Raw genomic sequence first — 17,311 nt, forward strand, 5'->3', positions numbered from 1 at the left:
GCTACGCAGATGCCGAACCGATCTTTGCGGAGTGACCATGGTGCGCCTACTGATCCTTGTTCTTGGCCTCCTGTTTGCAGGATGTAGCACGCCCTCCGGCTCGACCTCGGGCGATGTTGCCGGTCTGACCCGCGCCATTCAGAACCTCAGCCCCGATGTCGATCCGCAGGAAGCCGCCCGCGCGGCGCAGATCGCCCATGACTATGCGCTGCAGCTGAGGGCCGAATACCGGGTCACCGATCCGGCGATCATCCACAACGCCAAGGTCATCAACGGTTTTCGCGAGCGCGGGCTGTGCAATGACTGGGCCGAGGACATGCTCAAGCGGCTGCGGCAACAGAACTTCCGCACGCTGGACCTGCACTGGATCACTTCGCCGCCGACCCCGTTCCGGATCATCCACCACTCGGCCGCGATCAGCGCCAAGGGCGAGGGGCCTTATGACGCGATCGTTCTGGACGGCTGGCGCAACGGGGGTGACCTGTTCTGGGCCCCGGTGCGCGAGGACACACGCTACAACTGGCGCCCCCGGATGGAGGTGCGCGCCGAACTGCTGGCGCAATGACGCCAAGTCGGGATAGAAAGCCCTCATGCTGCGCCTGAGCCTGATCCTGCCCGCCCTTGCCCTGCTGCAATGTGACCGCGACGAAAGCGTCGCCGCCTATGGCGCAGCCGACCGCACCTGGGTGCTGCAGGAGGTGAACGGCCAGCCCTATGACGCCAGCGCCCTGCTGCGCTTTCCCGAAGACGGCAAGATTGCCGGAAACGCGCCCTGCAACAGCTACTCGGGCACATTGAACGCGCCCTATCCGTGGTTCGAAATCACCGACCTCACCGCCACACGCGCCGCCTGCGCCGGGCTTGAGGCCGAAGGATTCTATTTCGCCGCGCTGCTGGCGATGACGCAGTCCGAGGTGTCGGGCGACGTGTTGATCCTGCGCAACGAGGACGGGCACGAGATGGTGTTCAAAGCCGCCGAGTGAATTGATCGACAAAGCGGGCGCGGGCTTCGGGCAGCGGCGTGTGACCCAGCGATGGCGCCACGCGATGCGCCAGAAAATAGCCGGTCGTGCGCAGCCCGGCGGCGATCTCGTCATCCGGGGCAGCCCCCTGCCCGCGCAGCACCGGCGGCAGAGGCAACAGCCGGTCGGCCCAATCCCCGGCGCCTTCGGCGCTGACCGCCCGGCCGGTCTTGGGCGAGACATAGGCCAGCCCCTCGGTCGTGCCGGTCACGGCGCATCGGGTCAGGTCCAGCCCAAAACCCAGTTCTTCAAGCAGGGCCAGTTCCCAGCGCAGGTAAGCCAGCGGCCAGATCTCGTCCTGGCCCAGCAGATCCATCAGCTGTTCCGTCTGTAGATAGATGCCGGGGTGCGGTTCGCGTTCGGGCAAGCAGAAGGACAGCAGCGCCACGACCGCGTTCAGCCCCGACAAGGCCAGCCGCCCCGAAAACGCCGCCGCCGCGCGCGAGCGCAACGGCTCGACCTGGAAGGTGCCGATATGTTCCTGCAGCCGCGCCCGCCACAGCACGTCCAACTGCGCGCCGGGTTGCAGGATGGGCGCGATCTTGCGGCTGGCACCCCCGCGCACCACGCCCGCATGTCGGCCATGGGTTTCGGTGAAAACCTCGATGATGGCCGCGGTTTCGCCGTGGCGGCGGGCGGTCAGAAGAATGCCATGGTCGCGCCAGTCCATGCGGGGCCCTTGGGTTGCCTTGAGATCGCGTCGGACCGCGACGGTACGGCGCGGCGCGGAAAGAAGCAAATTCAATCGGAAGACGCCGGCTGACGTGCCGGAATTGTGGACTTGGACCCGGGGCGATATTACCCAGAACGGGCAGCCACGAGACCAAACATGACCGACGCAACCTTTCCCAGCATTTCTCCAGCCTTCCGTCGCGCGGACATGACGGTGCATGCAGTGGGCCTGGCGTTGATATTGATAGCGGGCGGCTTGCTGGTGGCTAAGGCGGCAACCCATCTGCAAGCCGCGTTGGTGGCCGCCGTCGTGGTTTACGTCTTGTGTGCGCTGGCGTCGAACCTGGCGTCCTGGGCCTATCACTTTCTGCCGCTGCACGAGCGGCGCACACTGCTGCGGCGCATCGACCACGCGGCGATCTATCCCAGCATTACGGGCACCTTCACACCGTTCTTCGTACTGGCTGGCACGACCTGGACCCTGGGCCTGCTGGTGGTGTGCTGGGCGCTGACGGCGGTGGCGGTTTGGAACAAGATCACCAACGAGACAGTGAAATCGCGCTGGTCGACGGCATCCTACCTGGGGTTGGGCGCGCTGGGGCTGCTGGCCCTGCCCGATCTGCGGGGCGTACCGGTGGCGACGCTGTGGTGCATCCTGGCCGGGTCGGGTTGCTATGTGATCGGAACCGCGTTCTACGCCCGCAAGACGCTGCCCTACCGCTATGCGATCTGGCACATCTGGGTGAACCTGGGCGGGATCGCCATGTTCGCGGGCGTCTGGCTGGCGCTGTCGCCTTTGTGGTAAGGCAGGCCTAGTCCAGCCCTTCCTCGTTCAAGAGATGCCGGCCTTGCCGGTCTTCGACCTCGATCACCCAGAGGTCGGGGTCAAAGCTGCGCTGACGGGCAATGGCCTCGTCCACCTCGGCCTCGGGACCTTTGGCGAGTTCGATCCATTTGCGTGCGCCGCTGAGCAGGTCGAAGCTGCGCTGAAAGGCGGTGGCACTGCCGTCGAGCGTGTTGAGCTTGACCAGAACCGCGCCGGCAGTGTCGTCGCCATGGGCTACGACAAAGGCGGGGATCTCGTGCAGGCGCAGCCGGGCCAGATAGGCGTGGACCCAGAACTCGGCCGTCAGGCGGGTCATGCGTTGCCGTCTTTGAAGTCCAGCCCCATTTCCGAGTAGCGCTCGGCCTCTTCCAGCCAGTTGGGCCGGACCTTCACCTGCAGGAACAGGTGGACCTTGCGATCAAGGAATTCCTCCAACTCGGCCCGGGCGGCCTGGCTGACGGCCTTGATCGTCTCGCCGCGCTTGCCCAGCACGATGCCCTTGTGACCGTCGCGCATGACATAGATGATCTGGTCAATCTTGGCCGAACCATCCTTGCGCTCCTCCCAGTTCTCGGTCTCGACCGTCAGCTGATAGGGCAGCTCCTGGTGCAGGCGCAGGGTCAGCTTTTCGCGCGTGATCTCGGCCGCGATCATGCGCAGCGGCAGATCGGCGATCTGGTCTTCGGGATAAAGCCAGGGGCCTTCGGGCAGATGCTGTGCCAGCCAGGCACGCAAGTCCTCGACGCCGTGGCCCTTTTCGGCCGAGATCATGAAGGTTTCAGCAAAGGGGAAGCGGTCATTCAGGTCGCGGGTCAGTGACAGCAGCGCGGGGGCTTCGACCCGGTCGATCTTGTTGATCGCCAGCGCCACCTTGCGGCCCTGCGCGATCTCGGACAGGCCATCCAGGATGCGCTCGACACCTTCGGTGATACCGCGATGCGCTTCGACCATCAGCACGATGATGTCGGCATCGGCCGCGCCGCCCCAGGCCGCCGCGACCATCGCGCGGTCAAGCCGGCGGCGAGGTTTGAACAGGCCGGGCGTGTCGACGAAGACCAGTTGCGCATCACCCTCCATGGCGACGCCGCGGATACGGGCACGCGTTGTCTGCACCTTGTGCGTCACGATCGAGACCTTGGCCCCGACCATGCGGTTCAGAAGGGTGGATTTGCCTGCGTTGGGCTCTCCGATCAGGGCGATGAATCCGGCGCGTGTCGTCATTGTGTGGTGATCCTGTTTTCAAGTGCGCATCCCTATCGCAGAAAGGCACAGCGGGCCAGAGGCATTTGTCGCATTGCCGGGCCGGTACAGGAATGGCAGGACAGGCGCACAGGCCAAGCCGATCCCAGCCAGGCCGCGACCCGCATCTTGAGGATCAGGCATGAAACGACGGGAGTTTCTTTTATCGGGCGGCGCCGCAATGGGGGCCGCGGGCTTGGGTGGACTTGCATTCGCGTCCAATAGCTCCGATCAGGAGATGGTGGTTCAAAGCGCCAGCTACCTGTTTCGGGACCAGCCTACGCACGGAATGGTAAGCCTGAGCCCCGACGCTCCTCCGCCCGTCCTTTTTGGACGTCAGGGTGAAGCGATGAGACTGACGGTCAAAAATACTCTGTCCGAATATACTTCGATGCACTGGCACGGGATGCGCATCCGCAATGATATGGATGGCGTGCCTTATCTGACCCAGATGCCGCTGGGACAGAACGAAAGCTTCACCTACGAGTTCACACCCCCAGACGCCGGAACCTACTGGTATCACCCGCATTGCATGACGATGGAGCAGATGGCGCACGGTCTGACCGGAGTGATGGTCATCGCCGAGCCTGAAGACGTCGGGTTCGACAGCGAGCAAGTGATCAACCTGCGGGACTTTCGCCTGGACGAGACGGGGGCATTTCTGCCAGCCTACACCCAGCGGGGCGCGGCCAGAGCCGGAACTTTCGGCAATGTGCAGACCGCGAACTGGCACCAGCATCCAGTCTATGACCACTCCGCCGGCAGCCTCGTGCGACTGCGACTGCTCAATTCGGACACGACCCGGATCTACAAATTGCACCTGACGGGCGGAAACGCGCAGATCATCGCGTGGGACGGACACCCGGTCACCGCCGAACTGCCGATGCCGAGTGTAGATGATCCCTTGCAGGTGGGCCCCGGTCAGCGTGTGGATTTTGCCGTTGCGATGCCGGACGGCGAAGGGGCACAGGTCGATCTTGTGGCCAAACTGCCCGGTCAGCCCTTGAGGACGATGGCCAGCCTGCGCTCGGTCGGACAATCCGCGCACCGGGACCTGAGAGAACTGAAGCCTTTGCCGAAGAACCCGGTCGCCCTGCCCGATCTCGGCAACGCGCAGGTGCACGAATTCGTCTTCGGATGGACGCCAGAAGGTGGACTGCCGGACAATGGGTTCTGCGGGTCTCTTGGATACAATTTCTGGTCCATCAACCGGGTTCCCTGGTCCGGAGATGCTTCCTCGGATGTCGGGCCATTGGCGACGCTGGAACTGGGCAAAAGCTACGTCTTGAGGCTGCGCAATGAATCTCCGAACCTGCATCCGATCCATCTGCACGGGCTGGTCTTTGTGCCGTTGCGATCAAACCTGCGAGAGTTGCCGCCGCTGGTGACGGACACCATGCTGTTGTTGAAGGACGAGGTCGTTGAAATCGGGCTGGTCGCAGACAATCCGGGCGACTGGGCCTTGCACTGCCATGTGATCGAACACCAGAAGACCGGGCTGACCGGGTTCTTGCGAGTCGTTTGAGCCGCAAGGTCTAGCCGTTGCAGACGCCGTTCGTGACAGGTGGACAGCCCTCGCGGACATTCCCGGACAGATGAAGAGCAGGCAACGCCGCGCTCGAAGTGATCAGCTTGTCACACGATCCAGCAGAGCCTGCGCAGCCGCCTGCTCAGCCTGACGTTTGGAGCCGGCCGTTGCCTGGGCCTCGGATCCGTCCTGCAGTCGGGCCGCGATGGTGAAAACGGGGGCGTGATCCGGACCGCTTCGTGAAATCTCGACATAGGCGGGCGGTTTCTGCCCGCGCGCCTGCGCCCATTCCTGAAGCGATGTCTTGGCATCGCGCGCATCCGCTTCGACCGTGTGAATCCGGTCACCCCACAGCGACAGGATCACTTTCTGCGCCGCCTCAAAACCGGCATCGCGATAGACCGCGGCGATAACTGCCTCCATGGCGTCGCCCAAAAGCGCCTGCTTGCGGCGCCCGCCCGACAGCATCTCTGACCGGCCCAGCTTCAGAACCGCCCCGATGTCGATCTGGCGGGCAACGTCGGCACAGGTTTCCTTGCGCACCAGCGCGTTGAAACGGGGGGCCAGTTGGCCTTCGGTGGCCTTCTGATCCGCCTCGAGCAAAGCGGTGGCCATCACAAGCCCCAGCACACGGTCGCCCAGAAACTCGAGCCGCTGGTTGTCCGGACGCGTCGAAGACGAGACCGACCCGTGGGTCAGTGCCCGGACCAGTAGTTCAGGGTTGGAGAACCTGTGTCCAAGGCGTTTTTCAAACGCCTTCATGTCGGTCGACAGCTTCAATTGACCGCCTTGAAGAACCGGTCACCGCGCCAGGTCCAGAAAAACAGCATCGAACGCCCGGCGGACGAGAACATGATGCGGTCGGCTCGACCGATCAGGTTTTCATAAGGAACGTAGCCGACGCCGCCTGCGACCTGCGGCACGCGGCTGTCACTGGAATTGTCACGGTTGTCGCCCATGAAGAAGTAGTGCCCTTCCGGCACGGTGTAGACACCCGTGTTGTCAGTGCTCTGATTGCCGATATTCAGGATTTCATGCGACACGCCGCCCGGCAGAGTTTCGATCATCCGGGTCTTTTCACAGGTGCCGCCCACGCCGACCGGGCCATTTTCACAGCGGGGCCGAAGACGTTGAGGCCCTTGCGGCTCGGCGATTTCGGTAAAAGTGCCATCCGGGGTCTGCTTGGCTTCGGTACCGTTGATGTAGACCACGCCATCCTTGATCTGGATCTTGTCTCCGGGCAGGCCGATCAGTCGCTTGATGTAGTCGCGCCCCGAAACCGGATGGCGGAACACGATGACGTCGCCACGCTCGGGCTCGCCGCCCAGCAGGCGGGTATTGTCGCCCCCCATCCAGCCGCAGATGTCTTCGGCATCGACATCGAGGCCGACGCTGGGGATGATCAGACTGGGGCAGGACGCGTAGGAATAGCCATAGGCCATCTTGTTGACGAACAGGAAATCACCGATCAGCAGCGTGGGTTTCATCGACCCCGACGGAATCCAGAACGGCTGAAAGAACAGAGTGCGGAAAACGCCCGCGATCAGCAGGGCATAGACGATGGTCTTGATCGTCTCCCAGATGGCGTTTCCGGATTTGGCTTGCTCGGCCATACTGCTCTCCAGTCCTTGCTCGGCTCGGGGGGTTACATGCGGCGCGGTCGCGGGGGTGTCAAGGCCGCTGCGTCGGGATCACCAAGCGGGCGCGCTTCAATCACCACGAAGGCCTGCGCCCATGGATGATCGTCGGTCAAGGTGACGTGGATGATCGCCTCGTGCCCTTCGGGCGTCATTTCCTTCAGCCGTTCCGCGGCCCAGCCGGTCACATGCATGACGGGCTGACCGGTGCGCAGATTGGTAACTGCCATGTCCTTCCAGGCGATGCCCATACGCAGCCCCGTGCCCAGCGCCTTGGAGCACGCCTCTTTTGCGGCCCAGCGCTTGGCGTAGGTTCCGGCCGTATCCCGCCGGCGCTCGGCTTTGCGCTGCTCGGTCTCGGTGAAGACACGGTTGCGGAACCGGTCACCGAACCGATCGAGCGTGCCCTGAATGCGCTCGATATTCGCAAGATCCGTACCGATGCCGAGTATCATCAGTTCAACTCTTTCTTTGCTCTTTCAAGAGCCTTGAACGCAGACCGGGCGCCCACCCACAGGAATAGCCGCGAAATGAGAAACGCCACGACAAAGGGGATCGTGAAACCGATCACCAAAAAGTTCACCGGGATACCGGCCAATCCCTCGGACATGCCCGGAACGACAAGAAAGAACAGCCCAGCCATGACCAGATTAGCCAACATGCCGACGATGCCCATCCATAGTGCGGCGCTCCACATGTCGCCGCTGCCCGGCATGGTCTGGTGCGTCTGAACCTGTCGGTGTCCTTCGAAAGTCGCAGCGGCCAAAAAGGGGATGAACGGCAGGAAACTGCTGGACAAGTCAATTCCGAACACCGCCGAAACGCCAAACAAAACGGCCGGGACCGCGATCGAGGTGATCACGAAGACGACAAGAAACCTGGGAATGTTCAAGCGCATCGGAAGATCCAGAAGAAAGAGGCTTCAAGGCAGTGGCTCATTGGCGCGCCTCATCCATCAGGCGGCGCATTTCCTGAATGGCTGGGGTGAGGCCCCGGAAGATGGACTCGCCGATCAGGAAATGACCAATGTTCAACTCGCGCACTTCGGGAAAGGCGGCAACGGGTTGGACCGTGTCATAGGACAGGCCATGGCCGGCATGCACTTCGAGGCCCAGCGAATGGGCAAAGGAGGACATCTTGCGCAGCGCCTCCAGTTCGCGTTCCGCGTCGTCCACCCGACCCTCGGCATGGGCGTCGCAATAGGCGCCAGTGTGCAGCTCGATCACTTCGGCGCCGATGCGGTGGGCGGCCTCGATCTGCTTGGGGTCTGCGGCGATGAAGATCGACACCCGGCAACCGACGTCACGAAGCGGCGCGATGAAATGCGCCAGACGGTTTTCGTCGCGCGCGACTTCCAGGCCACCTTCGGTGGTACGTTCCTCGCGCTTCTCGGGGACGATGCAGACGGCGTGCGGCTTGTGGCGCAGGGCGATCTTCTGCATCTCATCCGTAGCCGCCATTTCAAAGTTCAGCGGAACCGACAGAACCTCCATCAGCCCGTCGATATCGGCATCCGAGATATGCCGCCGGTCTTCGCGCAGGTGCGCGGTGATGCCGTCGGCCCCGGCCTCTTCGGCAAGCTTTGCGGCGCGAAGCGGGTCGGGATAGGCGCCGCCACGGGCGTTGCGCACGGTGGCAACATGGTCGATATTCACGCCCAGGCGCAGAGGGGTGTCAGACATCCTTCGAATCCTTTTTGTTCGCGTCGCCCGAGCCTATCGGGTTTGGTCGGGGAACGGCAGAGCTTGCTTCGGCCAAGCGTTTGATTTCTTCGAACTTCGCCTTGATCTTTGCGCGGCGGCGCATCTGATAGGTTCGGATCACCGGCAGGCTGATATAGGTGCAGATCACGCCGGCCACGATGCCGGGAATGATGCCGCCAATCATGTAGGGAAAGAACACTTCGTCATAAAATTGCGACAGCCCGTGCCAGTCAGCGACCCGATCGGAGAACATCGCGAGGAAGTTATCCTTGAGGTCCCCCATCGCGCTGGCAAATTTGCCCATCAGCCCCTTGGTGTCGCCCTCTTCGTATTCGGTGCCCAGCAGGAAATGCCCAGTTTGCAGGCAGACCACGCCGATCGGAACGTAGGTCAGCGGGTTGCCGAAAAACGTGCCGCTCAACGCGGCAAGGATGTTGCCGTTCAGCATCCGGGCCAAGACCGCGGCAACCAGAAAATGAAGGCCGTAGAATGGGGTGAAGGACGCGAACACCCCGGCCCCTACCCCACGGGCAATGCGTTCGGGCGAGTCCGGAAGACGACGGACGCGGTGTTTGACATAGTGGAAGGCGCGGGTCCAACCGCCGCGAGGATAGACCAACTCGGACAGGACCTGGAGTACCGAGCGGCGATCACGGCGCTTGAAAACCACTCCTGATCACCCCTTCTCAGCCAGCTGCGACCGCAGCGCTTGTCATGTCCCGATACCGTTCGACCGCAGCCACGTCACTTTCCGCCTCGAGCATCAGCATCAGCGAATGCAGCTGTTCAAGATCCCGCACCTCGATACTGATAAGCAGACGATAGAAATCTGGCTTCCGGTCCACGAATTCCAGGTTCGAGATATTGGCCTTTTTCTCGCCGATCAATGTGCAAATACGTCCCAGCACGCCGGCGTCGTTGCCGATGGTCAGCTCCAACGTGGCGCCATAAGCGGCCGGGTGCGTGCCGGTATGCCAGTGAAGGTTCACCCACCGTTGCGGCTGATCCTCGAATTCGGCAAGGCGATCGCAATCGATGGAATGCACCACCACGCCCTTGCCCCGAGACGTGATGCCCACGATGCGTTCGCCCGGCAAAGGCTGGCAGCACGGCGCGCGTTCAAACCCCTGCCCCGGCTCAAGCCCGATCACGGCGCGACGCAAGGGGATTGCTTCGCCCTCGTCGCGGGTCAGGTCGGGATAGACCGCGGCCACTACATCATGGGCGGTCAGTTCGGCACTGCCGACGCGGGCCAGCAACTCATCGCTGTTCTTGATGCGCAGGTGTTTGGCGGCGGTTTCCAATGCCTTGTCGGTCGCCTTGCGGCCAATATGTTCGAACCCCGCGCGGACCAGTTCGCGTCCCAGTTTGATGAACCGTTCACGGTCAACCTCGCGCAGGGCGCGGCGGATGGCGGTGCGGGCCTTGCCGGTCACTGCAATCTCAAGCCAGGTCACCTGCGGGGTCTGGCCGTCGGCGGTGATGATGTCGACCGATTGGCCATTCTTGAGCCGCGTCCACAGCGGCACACGGATACCGTCCACCTTGGCTCCGACACAGGCATGGCCGATACGCGTATGGATCGCGTAGGCGAAATCGATCGGGGTCGCCCCGCGCGGCAGTTTCACCACGTCGCCCTTGGGGGTGAAGCAGAAGACCTGGTCCGAATACATCTCGAGCTTCACCGCCTCGAGGAAATCTTCGTGGTCTTCCTCGGTATCGAACTGCTCGGTCAGGTTGGCGATCCACTTGGCCGGATCGACCGCAAAGGGGTTTTCCGTCCGCACACCGTCACGATAGGACCAGTGCGCGGCCACACCTGTCTCGGCGACATCATGCATCTGACGGGTACGGATCTGCACCTCGACCCGCTTGCCGTCACGGCCCGAGACCGTCGTATGGATCGAGCGGTAACCGTTCGATTTCGGCTGGCTGATATAGTCCTTGAACCGCCCCGGCACCGCGCGCCAGCGCTGGTGTATGGCCCCAAGGGTGCGATAGCAGTCTTCTTCGGTCTGGGTAATGATGCGGAAGCCATAGATGTCGGACAGGCGCGAAAAGCCCTGATCCTTTTCCTGCATCTTGCGCCAGATCGAGTAGGGTTTCTTGGCGCGACCAAAGACTTCGGCCTCGATCCCCGCTTTCTCAAGCTCGTGCCGCATGTCGCCGGTGATCCGGTGAATCACGTCGCCGGTTTCGCGCTGCAGCGTGATGAAGCGGCGGATGATCGACTGGCGGCCTTCGGGATTGAGGACGCGGAACGCGAGGTCCTCAAGCTCTTCGCGCATCCACTGCATGCCCATCCGGCCGGCCAGCGGCGCGTAGATGTCCATCGTTTCGCGCGCTTTCTGCACCTGCTTTTCAGGGCGCATTGCCTTGATCGTGCGCATATTGTGCAGGCGGTCGGCCAGCTTGACCAGGATCACCCGCAGGTCCTTGGACATGGCCATGAACAGTTTGCGGAAGTTCTCGGCCTGCTTGGTTTCGCGACTGGAAAGCTGCAGGTTGGTCAGCTTGGTGACGCCGTCGACCAGCATCGCCACCTCGTCACCGAACAGTTCGGCGATCTTGGAATAGCTTGCCTTGGTGTCCTCGATCGTGTCGTGCAGCAGCGCGGTGATGATCGTAGCATCGTCCAGGCGCTGCTCGGTCAGAATGGCGGCAACTGCGACGGGATGCGAAAAATAGGGCTCGCCCGAGTGCCGGAACTGCCCTTCATGCATCTGCATTCCGAACTCATAGGCCCGGGCGATGCGATCGGCATTTGTCTTGGGGTTGTAGTTGCGGACCAGCGCAATCAGGTCTTCAACAGAAATCATCCGGTCCGCACCTTCGCTTGCAGGGCTTACCCCTGCCCCTGGGCCTCCATCAGGGCACGCAGGAGTTTCTCTTCGGACATGTCGTCATCTGCCGGCTTGTCCGACTCTGCACCCATCAACAGCGCCATCTGATCTTCTTCGGGCTCGTCGACCTCGATCTGTGTCTGGTTGGCCTCGATCAGACGTTCACGCAGCTCGTCCGCCGTCTGGGTTTCTTCGGCAATCTCGCGCAGAGCCACGACGGGGTTCTTGTCGTTGTCGCGGTCAACGGTGATCGATCCGCCAGTGGAAATCTCGCGCGCACGATGGGCGGCAAGCATCACCAGTTCGAACCGGTTCGGTACCTTGTCTACGCAGTCTTCGACCGTCACGCGGGCCATGAGGCGCTCTCCACAAATGAATCCGTGTCAGGAAGGGGTTTATCTAAGCGCGATTCTCTGCCTTGACAAGCGGGAAATGCCCAGCATTGGCGGCTCAGAGGGGGGTTACGGCGGCAACCTCGTCCGCAGGCAGCTGTCCGATCATTTCCCGGACGGTCAAATCCAGCACCGGATGGCGCCAATCGGGCGCGACGTCAGCCATTGGAACCAGCACGAATGCCCGGTCCTGCAGGCGCGGGTGCGGCACTATCAGTTGTTCGGGCGCGGATCGCACCTGCTGGTCCATTGGCAAATCCAACCAGCGGCGGTATCCGTCCAGGTCCGGCAGAACGCGGTCGTCCCAGCAGACAAGATCAAGATCAAGTGTGCGCATACCCCAACGCTGAACCCTGGCGCGGCCGAACTCGGCCTCGACCTCGTGCAGCAGGTCCAGAACACCGCGCGGATCCAGTTCCGTCTCGATCACAGCGGCTGCGTTCACGTAGTCCGGGCCGGCGCCCGCAGGGAAGCAGGGGGTCGAAAACAGCCGGCTTTTGGCCCGAATCACCAGCCCCTTGGCCTCCATGACCTCGAGAGCCTGCGCGAGTGTCACCTTGGGCCCGTTTCCTCTCAAGGTGAGATTTGCCCCCAACGCCACGACCACTTTTGACATGGATTTGACCACTTTTATCCCCGTATTCCGTTCAGAGAATACTTGCGATACAGGTCAAATAGCCTATTTTAAAGGCATCAATGCGCGAATTTATTTTTTTCACTCACAGACACCTCCGCGCGTTGAGCGATACCGGAAGGACAAATTAATGTTTTACAAGGACGAACGGCTTGCGCTGTTCATCGACGGCTCGAATCTGTACGCCGCCGCAAAAGCACTGGGGTTTGACATCGATTACAAGTTGCTTCGCCAGGAATTCATGCGTCGAGGCAAGCTTCTCAGAGCCTTCTACTACACAGCGCTGCTAGAAAACGACGAATACTCACCGATCCGTCCGCTTGTCGATTGGTTGCACTACAACGGCTTCACCATGGTGACCAAGCCGGCCAAGGAATACACTGACAGCATGGGGCGCCGTAAGGTCAAGGGGAACATGGACATCGAACTGACTGTCGATGCCATGGAGCTTGCGCCGCGCGTGGATCATATCGTGCTGTTTTCGGGTGATGGGGATTTCCGCCCGCTGATTGCCAGCCTGCAACGTCAGGGCGTGCGCGTTTCGGTCGTCTCGACCATCCGCAGCCAGCCGCCGATGATTTCGGACGAGCTGCGTCGTCAGGCCGACAATTTCATCGAGCTTGACGACCTGCGCGACGTGATCGGACGCCCTCCGCGGGACGTGTCCGATGAACCGCGTACGGTAGCCGTCGCAGGAAAATAAGAACTCCGCCATCCACCACTCACACATGTGGAGCAATCGCGCGGTCAGGACTTTTTGTCCTGGCCGCGCTTCTTTAATCAAGAACCCGTGCTCAAACGGGTATTGGCTAACAGGACTTCATGTCAGCATGGTGACAAGGCTGTCCTGACTGGACCAACAGGTGGAAAAGCCTTACCTGTCCCTTTCAAGGAGACAGACGCATGACCAAGCCCCCCCTGACCCTGTATCTGGCCGCCCCGCGCGGGTTCTGCGCTGGCGTGGACCGCGCGATCAAGATCGTGGAAATGGCCCTGCAGAAATGGGGCGCCCCGGTCTATGTCCGGCATGAGATCGTGCACAACAAGTTCGTCGTGGACGGGCTGCGCGCCAAGGGTGCCGTCTTTGTAGAAGAACTGGACGAATGCCCCGACGACCGGCCAGTGATCTTTTCCGCCCATGGCGTGCCCAAGTCGGTGCCCGCAGCCGCAGCCGCGCGCGAGATGATCTATGTCGACGCCACCTGCCCGCTGGTGTCCAAGGTCCATATCGAGGCCCAGCGCCACGCCGAGGCCGGGTTGCAGATGATCATGATCGGGCACAAGGGCCACCCTGAAACCGTCGGGACCATGGGCCAGCTGCCCGAGGGCGAAGTTCTGCTGGTGGAGACGGTTGACGATGTGGCCGGGGTGCAGGTCCGCGACCCCGAAAAACTGGCCTTTGTCACCCAGACCACCTTGTCGGTGGACGATACGCGCGACATCGTGGCCGCGCTGCAGGACCGGTTCCCGGCCATCGTCGGCCCACACAAGGAAGACATCTGCTATGCCACCACCAACCGCCAGGAGGCGGTGAAGACCGTCGCACCCAAGTCGGATGCGCTGCTGGTGGTGGGTGCGCCCAACTCCTCGAATTCGCGCCGCCTGGTCGAGGTGGCGTCCAAGGCGGGCTGCACCTATGCCCAGCTGGTGCAGCGCGCCACCGACATCGACTGGCGCGCGCTCGAGGGGATTTCCAGCATCGCCCTCACCGCCGGGGCTTCGGCGCCCGAGGTCCTGGTGAACGAGGTGATCGACGCCTTCCGCGAACGCTATGACGTGACCGTCGAAACCGTCGAAACCGCCACCGAGAATGTCGAGTTCAAGGTGCCCCGCATTCTGCGCGTGCCCGCATGAGCGGCATCCCCCGCGCACCATTGGTTCTGGGCCTGGCCGGTCTGATCCCGTTTGTCTGGGGCGCGCTGACCTACCTGAGCGGAGACCTGAACGACTGGGGCAGCCGCGCGCTGGGTCCCCGGTTCGTGGGGCCCTATGTGCAGCTGTTTTATGGCGCGGTAATCCTCAGCTTCATGTCCGGCGTTCTGTGGGGTTTTGCCACCAAGACCGGGGGCAGTCGGGCGGCGCTGTGTTATGGGCTGTCGGTCCTGCCGGCGCTGTGGGCGTTCTTCACCACCGGCGGCGGGCCGGTCGACGCGGGTACCAACCTGATGATCGGCTTTGCCGGGCTGCTGGTGCTGGACGCGCTGTTCTGGTCTTGGGGCCTGACCCCGCGCTGGTGGATGAAACTGCGGCTGCTGCTGAGCGCCGTCGTACTGGCCTGCCTGGCCGTTGGAGTATTCCTGTGAGCGACAAACGAACAATCGACGCCTACACAACCCGTGTGGACGACTATCTGAAAGTGCCGCTGCCGCCCGAACAGATCGAGGCGCGCGCAGCATTCGCGCAGGCGGTCGGCGACGGGCTGGTGCTGGATCTGGGGTCGGGTCCGGGTTCGGACAGCGGTTTCTTTCTGCGCCAGGGGCTGCGGGTTCGGGCGCTGGACGCCACACCGGCCTTTGTCGAACACGCCCGCGCAAATGGCGTGGACGCGCATCTGGGCACGTTCGACGACGTGACCGAAACGGCCGAATACGATGGGGTCTATGCCAGCTTTTCCCTGCTGCACGCCCCGCGCGCCGATTTCCCGCGACACCTGGCCGCCATCCACCGGGCCCTGAAGCCGGGCGGCGTGTTCTTTCTGGGCCTCAAACTGGGCACAGGAGAGCATCGCGACGAACTGGACCGCTATTACACCTATTTCACGCGCCCCGAGATCGAGACTGCAATGATCGAGGCCGGGTTCGTCATTGACCGTGTCACCACCGGTATGGGAAAGGGGCTGGCCGGTTCTTATGACGGTTTCATTCTGGTGCTGGCCCATGCCTGATCTGTTTGCCTATACCGATGGTGCCTGTTCCGGCAATCCCGGCCCGGGGGGCTGGGGCGTGCTGCTGCGGGCGATGGATGGAGAAACCGTCCTGAAAGAGCGCGAGTTGAATGGCGGCGAGGCCGAGACCACCAACAACCGGATGGAGCTTCTGGCCGCGATCAGCGCGCTCGAAACATTGGAGCGGCCCTCGAAGATCACAATCGTGACCGACAGCGCCTATGTGAAAAACGGGGTGACGGGCTGGATCCACGGGTGGAAGCGCAACGGCTGGAAGACCGCAAGCAAGAAGCCCGTCAAGAACGTGGACCTGTGGCAGCGGTTGGACCAAGCCCAACAGCGCCATGACGTGACCTGGGAATGGGTCAAGGGCCATGCCGGCCACCCCGAAAACGAACGCGCAGATGAGCTGGCCCGCGCAGGCATGGCCCCGTTCAAGCCGAAAAAGGCCCGCACATGAGCGGTCTGGCCCTGCTGGACTATGCCTCGGTTCTGGTCTTTGCGCTGACCGGGGCGCTGGTGGCCAGCCGGGCGCAGCTGGACCTTGTGGGATTTGCCTTCATCGCCTGTCTGACGGCGGTGGGCGGTGGTACGGTGCGTGATCTGCTGCTGGATCGGCACCCCGTATTCTGGGTGGGCCAACCTGACTATATCCTGATCGCGGTGGCGGCGGCGGTGGTCGTGTTTTTCACCGCGCATCTGGTCGAAAGCCGCTACAACTGGTTGGTCTGGCTGGACAGTTTCGCGCTGTCGATCGCCGCGGCCGCGGGAACTGGCGCGGCGCTGGCGCTGGGTCAGTCGGGCGTGATCGTGGTGTTGATGGGTGTGACCACCGGTTGCCTGGGCGGGCTGATGCGCGACGTGGTCTGCAACGAGGTGCCGCTGGTGCTGAAACAGGGCGAGCTCTATGTCTCATGCGCCTTCACCGGGGCGCTTGTGGCCGTGTTGGCCACCCGTCTGGGGCTGGAGACGCTGCTGGCGCTGGGCCTGTGCGCACTCTCCTGCTGGGCATTGCGGGCCGGATCGCTGCTGTTCGGCTGGCAGTTGCCGGTCTACAAGGCACGCCCGCCGCGGAGCTAGAGGCCGCGCCAGACCTCTTCCTCGGTCAGGTTCAGAGATGTGAAATCTTCGGCCCGCAACGATCTGTCAGCCTCCCACTCCATGAAGAACTCATCCAATTGCGGCGGAGCGGTCATCGTGTCCGAAAGCATCGAATGCACTTGTCCCCGATGGTGAATCTGGTGCTGCAGCAAGTGCAGGATCGTGCGGTCGTACCGCTCGACTTGCACCAATTCCCCACGTGGAATCCTGACGCGTGCAGTTTCATCCAAAACCTTCTCATCGCGGCAAACATCCACGAAACGTCGGTCGATGGCGCGTTGGTGCGCCGAAAGCTCGGGCAAGTCGGGATAGGGAGTTTCCGGGTCGAAGGCGTCCAATCCCATTGGCCGGCCTTCCAGAGCGGTGACGTAGAAAAGATCAACCGTATAAATGTGATTGAGAGTCTCGATGATGGACGGGAAGAAACCAGTACGGTGCTTCGCCAGTTCTTCGGGGGGCAATTGCGCGCAAGCCTCCAGAATTCGGTGGTTGGCCCATGCGTTGTTATAAGCTTGTGGGAAAAAATAGTTTTTCATTGCCGATGCCTAGTTGATTGCCAAAGCACTGTCTAGCGTGGCCTGCGGCCTGCCGCATCAACGCCGGAAATAGGTCTTCCAGATCCAGATCAGCAGCAGCGCGCCCAGCACCGCGCCGACGAATCCGGGCATCCAGCCCATGACCGTCAGCAAGGCGCGCATGATCAGCCCGCCCACCACGGCCCCGGCGATACCGATCAGCAGGGTGGTGGGGATGTCCGCCTCGATCCGCATCAGGCGGGTGGCCAGAAATCCGGCCGCGGCGCCGATGACGATCAAGGCAAGGACGGGCAT

Annotated in this window: 24 protein-coding genes; 10 read left to right on the forward strand and 14 right to left on the reverse strand. The window is 62.4% G+C overall.

Going from position 1 to position 17,311, the window contains the following annotated elements; translation table 11 throughout:
* Positions 1 to 37: 37 nt before the first annotated feature.
* Positions 38 to 565, forward strand: a complete 528-nt coding sequence (locus tag ACR0EF_RS16950) for a hypothetical protein (protein WP_170373278.1) — start codon at positions 38 to 40, stop codon at positions 563 to 565.
* A 25-nt stretch (positions 566 to 590) separates the two neighbouring features.
* The gene (locus ACR0EF_RS16955) at positions 591 to 983 is read left to right on the forward strand and encodes an META domain-containing protein (RefSeq protein ID WP_170343431.1); all 393 of its coding nucleotides are present in this window, start codon (positions 591 to 593) and stop codon (positions 981 to 983) included.
* On the opposite strand, the gene recO is transcribed toward ACR0EF_RS16955, so the two are convergent.
* Positions 967 to 1,692: a DNA repair protein RecO gene (recO, locus tag ACR0EF_RS16960; RefSeq protein WP_170373279.1), complete on the reverse strand. Its 726-nt coding sequence runs from the start codon at positions 1,690 to 1,692 to the stop codon at positions 967 to 969. The genes ACR0EF_RS16955 and recO overlap by 17 nt on opposite strands.
* Before the next feature lie 159 nt (positions 1,693 to 1,851).
* Here recO and trhA point away from each other — a divergent pair, with 159 nt between their 5' ends.
* Positions 1,852 to 2,499 (forward strand): PAQR family membrane homeostasis protein TrhA, encoded by a 648-nt coding sequence (gene trhA, locus ACR0EF_RS16965; RefSeq protein WP_170343429.1) that lies wholly within the window; start codon positions 1,852 to 1,854, stop codon positions 2,497 to 2,499.
* 7 nt (positions 2,500 to 2,506) lie between these two features.
* Here the strand turns inward: trhA and ACR0EF_RS16970 are convergent, their stop codons facing one another.
* Both ACR0EF_RS16970 and era read right to left on the reverse strand, forming a co-directional pair.
* The gene (locus tag ACR0EF_RS16970; protein ID WP_170343428.1) at positions 2,507 to 2,836 is read right to left on the reverse strand and encodes a DUF1491 family protein; all 330 of its coding nucleotides are present in this window, start codon (positions 2,834 to 2,836) and stop codon (positions 2,507 to 2,509) included.
* Entirely contained in the window at positions 2,833 to 3,741 is a 909-nt protein-coding gene (gene era, locus ACR0EF_RS16975; protein ID WP_170343427.1) for a GTPase Era, read from the reverse strand. Before era ends, ACR0EF_RS16970 begins: the two co-directional genes overlap by 4 nt.
* Before the next feature lie 199 nt (positions 3,742 to 3,940).
* Here era and ACR0EF_RS16980 point away from each other — a divergent pair, with 199 nt between their 5' ends.
* Positions 3,941 to 5,284: a multicopper oxidase family protein gene (locus ACR0EF_RS16980; protein WP_254438888.1), complete on the forward strand. Its 1,344-nt coding sequence runs from the start codon at positions 3,941 to 3,943 to the stop codon at positions 5,282 to 5,284.
* A gap of 102 nt (positions 5,285 to 5,386) precedes the next feature.
* Here the strand turns inward: ACR0EF_RS16980 and rnc are convergent, their stop codons facing one another.
* From rnc to folK, 9 genes are all read right to left on the reverse strand, one after another.
* The gene (rnc, locus tag ACR0EF_RS16985; protein WP_170373281.1) at positions 5,387 to 6,067 is read right to left on the reverse strand and encodes a ribonuclease III; all 681 of its coding nucleotides are present in this window, start codon (positions 6,065 to 6,067) and stop codon (positions 5,387 to 5,389) included.
* Positions 6,064 to 6,900, reverse strand: a complete 837-nt coding sequence (gene lepB / locus ACR0EF_RS16990; protein ID WP_170342658.1) for a signal peptidase I — start codon at positions 6,898 to 6,900, stop codon at positions 6,064 to 6,066. The genes rnc and lepB overlap by 4 nt, the downstream gene beginning before the upstream one ends.
* A gap of 32 nt (positions 6,901 to 6,932) precedes the next feature.
* Positions 6,933 to 7,379: a holo-ACP synthase gene (gene acpS, locus ACR0EF_RS16995; RefSeq protein WP_093965271.1), complete on the reverse strand. Its 447-nt coding sequence runs from the start codon at positions 7,377 to 7,379 to the stop codon at positions 6,933 to 6,935.
* Entirely contained in the window at positions 7,379 to 7,822 is a 444-nt protein-coding gene (locus tag ACR0EF_RS17000) for an ABZJ_00895 family protein (protein ID WP_170373282.1), read from the reverse strand. Before ACR0EF_RS17000 ends, acpS begins: the two co-directional genes overlap by 1 nt.
* Positions 7,823 to 7,859: 37 nt before the next feature.
* A complete protein-coding gene (locus ACR0EF_RS17005) occupies positions 7,860 to 8,606 on the reverse strand; it encodes a pyridoxine 5'-phosphate synthase (protein ID WP_170373283.1) in 747 nt (248 codons plus the stop codon).
* Positions 8,599 to 9,297, reverse strand: coding sequence for a DUF2062 domain-containing protein (locus ACR0EF_RS17010; protein WP_170367952.1), 699 nt, complete (start codon positions 9,295 to 9,297; stop codon positions 8,599 to 8,601). Before ACR0EF_RS17010 ends, ACR0EF_RS17005 begins: the two co-directional genes overlap by 8 nt.
* Before the next feature lie 16 nt (positions 9,298 to 9,313).
* Positions 9,314 to 11,446, reverse strand: coding sequence for a RelA/SpoT family protein (locus ACR0EF_RS17015; RefSeq protein WP_170373284.1), 2,133 nt, complete (start codon positions 11,444 to 11,446; stop codon positions 9,314 to 9,316).
* A 26-nt stretch (positions 11,447 to 11,472) separates the two neighbouring features.
* Entirely contained in the window at positions 11,473 to 11,826 is a 354-nt protein-coding gene (gene rpoZ / locus ACR0EF_RS17020) for a DNA-directed RNA polymerase subunit omega (RefSeq protein WP_170343419.1), read from the reverse strand.
* A gap of 94 nt (positions 11,827 to 11,920) precedes the next feature.
* Positions 11,921 to 12,490, reverse strand: a complete 570-nt coding sequence (folK, locus tag ACR0EF_RS17025; RefSeq protein WP_409233607.1) for a 2-amino-4-hydroxy-6-hydroxymethyldihydropteridine diphosphokinase — start codon at positions 12,488 to 12,490, stop codon at positions 11,921 to 11,923.
* 136 nt (positions 12,491 to 12,626) lie between these two features.
* Between folK and ACR0EF_RS17030 the strand changes: the two genes are divergently transcribed.
* The 6 genes from ACR0EF_RS17030 to ACR0EF_RS17055 all read left to right on the forward strand — a co-directional run bounded on the left by ACR0EF_RS17030 (position 12,627) and on the right by ACR0EF_RS17055 (position 16,460).
* On the forward strand, positions 12,627 to 13,199 hold the full coding sequence (locus ACR0EF_RS17030) for a LabA-like NYN domain-containing protein (protein ID WP_093965260.1): 573 nt from the start codon (positions 12,627 to 12,629) through the stop codon (positions 13,197 to 13,199).
* A 200-nt stretch (positions 13,200 to 13,399) separates the two neighbouring features.
* The gene (gene ispH / locus ACR0EF_RS17035) at positions 13,400 to 14,350 is read left to right on the forward strand and encodes a 4-hydroxy-3-methylbut-2-enyl diphosphate reductase (RefSeq protein ID WP_170372721.1); all 951 of its coding nucleotides are present in this window, start codon (positions 13,400 to 13,402) and stop codon (positions 14,348 to 14,350) included.
* Complete coding sequence (locus tag ACR0EF_RS17040; protein WP_170373285.1) at positions 14,347 to 14,799, forward strand: DUF3429 domain-containing protein; 453 nt, start codon at positions 14,347 to 14,349, stop codon at positions 14,797 to 14,799. The genes ispH and ACR0EF_RS17040 overlap by 4 nt, the downstream gene beginning before the upstream one ends.
* Positions 14,796 to 15,380 (forward strand): class I SAM-dependent methyltransferase, encoded by a 585-nt coding sequence (locus tag ACR0EF_RS17045; protein ID WP_170373286.1) that lies wholly within the window; start codon positions 14,796 to 14,798, stop codon positions 15,378 to 15,380. Before ACR0EF_RS17040 ends, ACR0EF_RS17045 begins: the two co-directional genes overlap by 4 nt.
* Entirely contained in the window at positions 15,373 to 15,840 is a 468-nt protein-coding gene (gene rnhA, locus ACR0EF_RS17050) for a ribonuclease HI (protein WP_170373287.1), read from the forward strand. Before ACR0EF_RS17045 ends, rnhA begins: the two co-directional genes overlap by 8 nt.
* Positions 15,837 to 16,460 carry a trimeric intracellular cation channel family protein gene (locus ACR0EF_RS17055; RefSeq protein WP_170343413.1) on the forward strand — a complete coding sequence of 208 codons (624 nt, stop codon included), beginning with the start codon at positions 15,837 to 15,839 and terminating at the stop codon, positions 16,458 to 16,460. The genes rnhA and ACR0EF_RS17055 overlap by 4 nt, the downstream gene beginning before the upstream one ends.
* Here ACR0EF_RS17055 and ACR0EF_RS17060 read toward each other — a convergent pair.
* Both ACR0EF_RS17060 and ACR0EF_RS17065 read right to left on the reverse strand, forming a co-directional pair.
* On the reverse strand, positions 16,457 to 17,017 hold the full coding sequence (locus ACR0EF_RS17060; RefSeq protein ID WP_170373288.1) for a DinB family protein: 561 nt from the start codon (positions 17,015 to 17,017) through the stop codon (positions 16,457 to 16,459). The two genes, ACR0EF_RS17055 and ACR0EF_RS17060, sit on opposite strands and share 4 nt — an antisense overlap.
* Positions 17,018 to 17,074: 57 nt before the next feature.
* A complete protein-coding gene (locus tag ACR0EF_RS17065) occupies positions 17,075 to 17,311 on the reverse strand; it encodes a GlsB/YeaQ/YmgE family stress response membrane protein (RefSeq protein WP_149776373.1) in 237 nt (78 codons plus the stop codon).

It is taken from the genome of Ruegeria sp. CG8 (assembly GCF_056537165.1).

Coding starts and splice junctions, on each gene's coding strand:
- era (WP_170343427.1), bottom strand. CDS start 3,741: ATGACGACACGCGCCGGATTCATCGCCCTGATCGGAGAGCCCAACGCA.
- recO (WP_170373279.1), bottom strand. CDS start 1,692: ATGGACTGGCGCGACCATGGCATTCTTCTGACCGCCCGCCGCCACGGC.
- rnhA (WP_170373287.1), top strand. CDS start 15,373: ATGCCTGATCTGTTTGCCTATACCGATGGTGCCTGTTCCGGCAATCCC.
- ACR0EF_RS17030 (WP_093965260.1), top strand. CDS start 12,627: ATGTTTTACAAGGACGAACGGCTTGCGCTGTTCATCGACGGCTCGAAT.
- ACR0EF_RS17005 (WP_170373283.1), bottom strand. CDS start 8,606: ATGTCTGACACCCCTCTGCGCCTGGGCGTGAATATCGACCATGTTGCC.
- ispH (WP_170372721.1), top strand. CDS start 13,400: ATGACCAAGCCCCCCCTGACCCTGTATCTGGCCGCCCCGCGCGGGTTC.
- ACR0EF_RS17040 (WP_170373285.1), top strand. CDS start 14,347: ATGAGCGGCATCCCCCGCGCACCATTGGTTCTGGGCCTGGCCGGTCTG.
- ACR0EF_RS17055 (WP_170343413.1), top strand. CDS start 15,837: ATGAGCGGTCTGGCCCTGCTGGACTATGCCTCGGTTCTGGTCTTTGCG.
- ACR0EF_RS17015 (WP_170373284.1), bottom strand. CDS start 11,446: ATGATTTCTGTTGAAGACCTGATTGCGCTGGTCCGCAACTACAACCCC.
- ACR0EF_RS17000 (WP_170373282.1), bottom strand. CDS start 7,822: ATGCGCTTGAACATTCCCAGGTTTCTTGTCGTCTTCGTGATCACCTCG.
- lepB (WP_170342658.1), bottom strand. CDS start 6,900: ATGGCCGAGCAAGCCAAATCCGGAAACGCCATCTGGGAGACGATCAAG.
- ACR0EF_RS17065 (WP_149776373.1), bottom strand. CDS start 17,311: ATGCCCGTCCTTGCCTTGATCGTCATCGGCGCCGCGGCCGGATTTCTG.
- rpoZ (WP_170343419.1), bottom strand. CDS start 11,826: ATGGCCCGCGTGACGGTCGAAGACTGCGTAGACAAGGTACCGAACCGG.
- acpS (WP_093965271.1), bottom strand. CDS start 7,379: ATGATACTCGGCATCGGTACGGATCTTGCGAATATCGAGCGCATTCAG.
- trhA (WP_170343429.1), top strand. CDS start 1,852: ATGACCGACGCAACCTTTCCCAGCATTTCTCCAGCCTTCCGTCGCGCG.
- ACR0EF_RS17060 (WP_170373288.1), bottom strand. CDS start 17,017: ATGAAAAACTATTTTTTCCCACAAGCTTATAACAACGCATGGGCCAAC.
- ACR0EF_RS16950 (WP_170373278.1), top strand. CDS start 38: ATGGTGCGCCTACTGATCCTTGTTCTTGGCCTCCTGTTTGCAGGATGT.
- ACR0EF_RS16980 (WP_254438888.1), top strand. CDS start 3,941: ATGGGGGCCGCGGGCTTGGGTGGACTTGCATTCGCGTCCAATAGCTCC.
- ACR0EF_RS16970 (WP_170343428.1), bottom strand. CDS start 2,836: ATGACCCGCCTGACGGCCGAGTTCTGGGTCCACGCCTATCTGGCCCGG.
- ACR0EF_RS16955 (WP_170343431.1), top strand. CDS start 591: ATGCTGCGCCTGAGCCTGATCCTGCCCGCCCTTGCCCTGCTGCAATGT.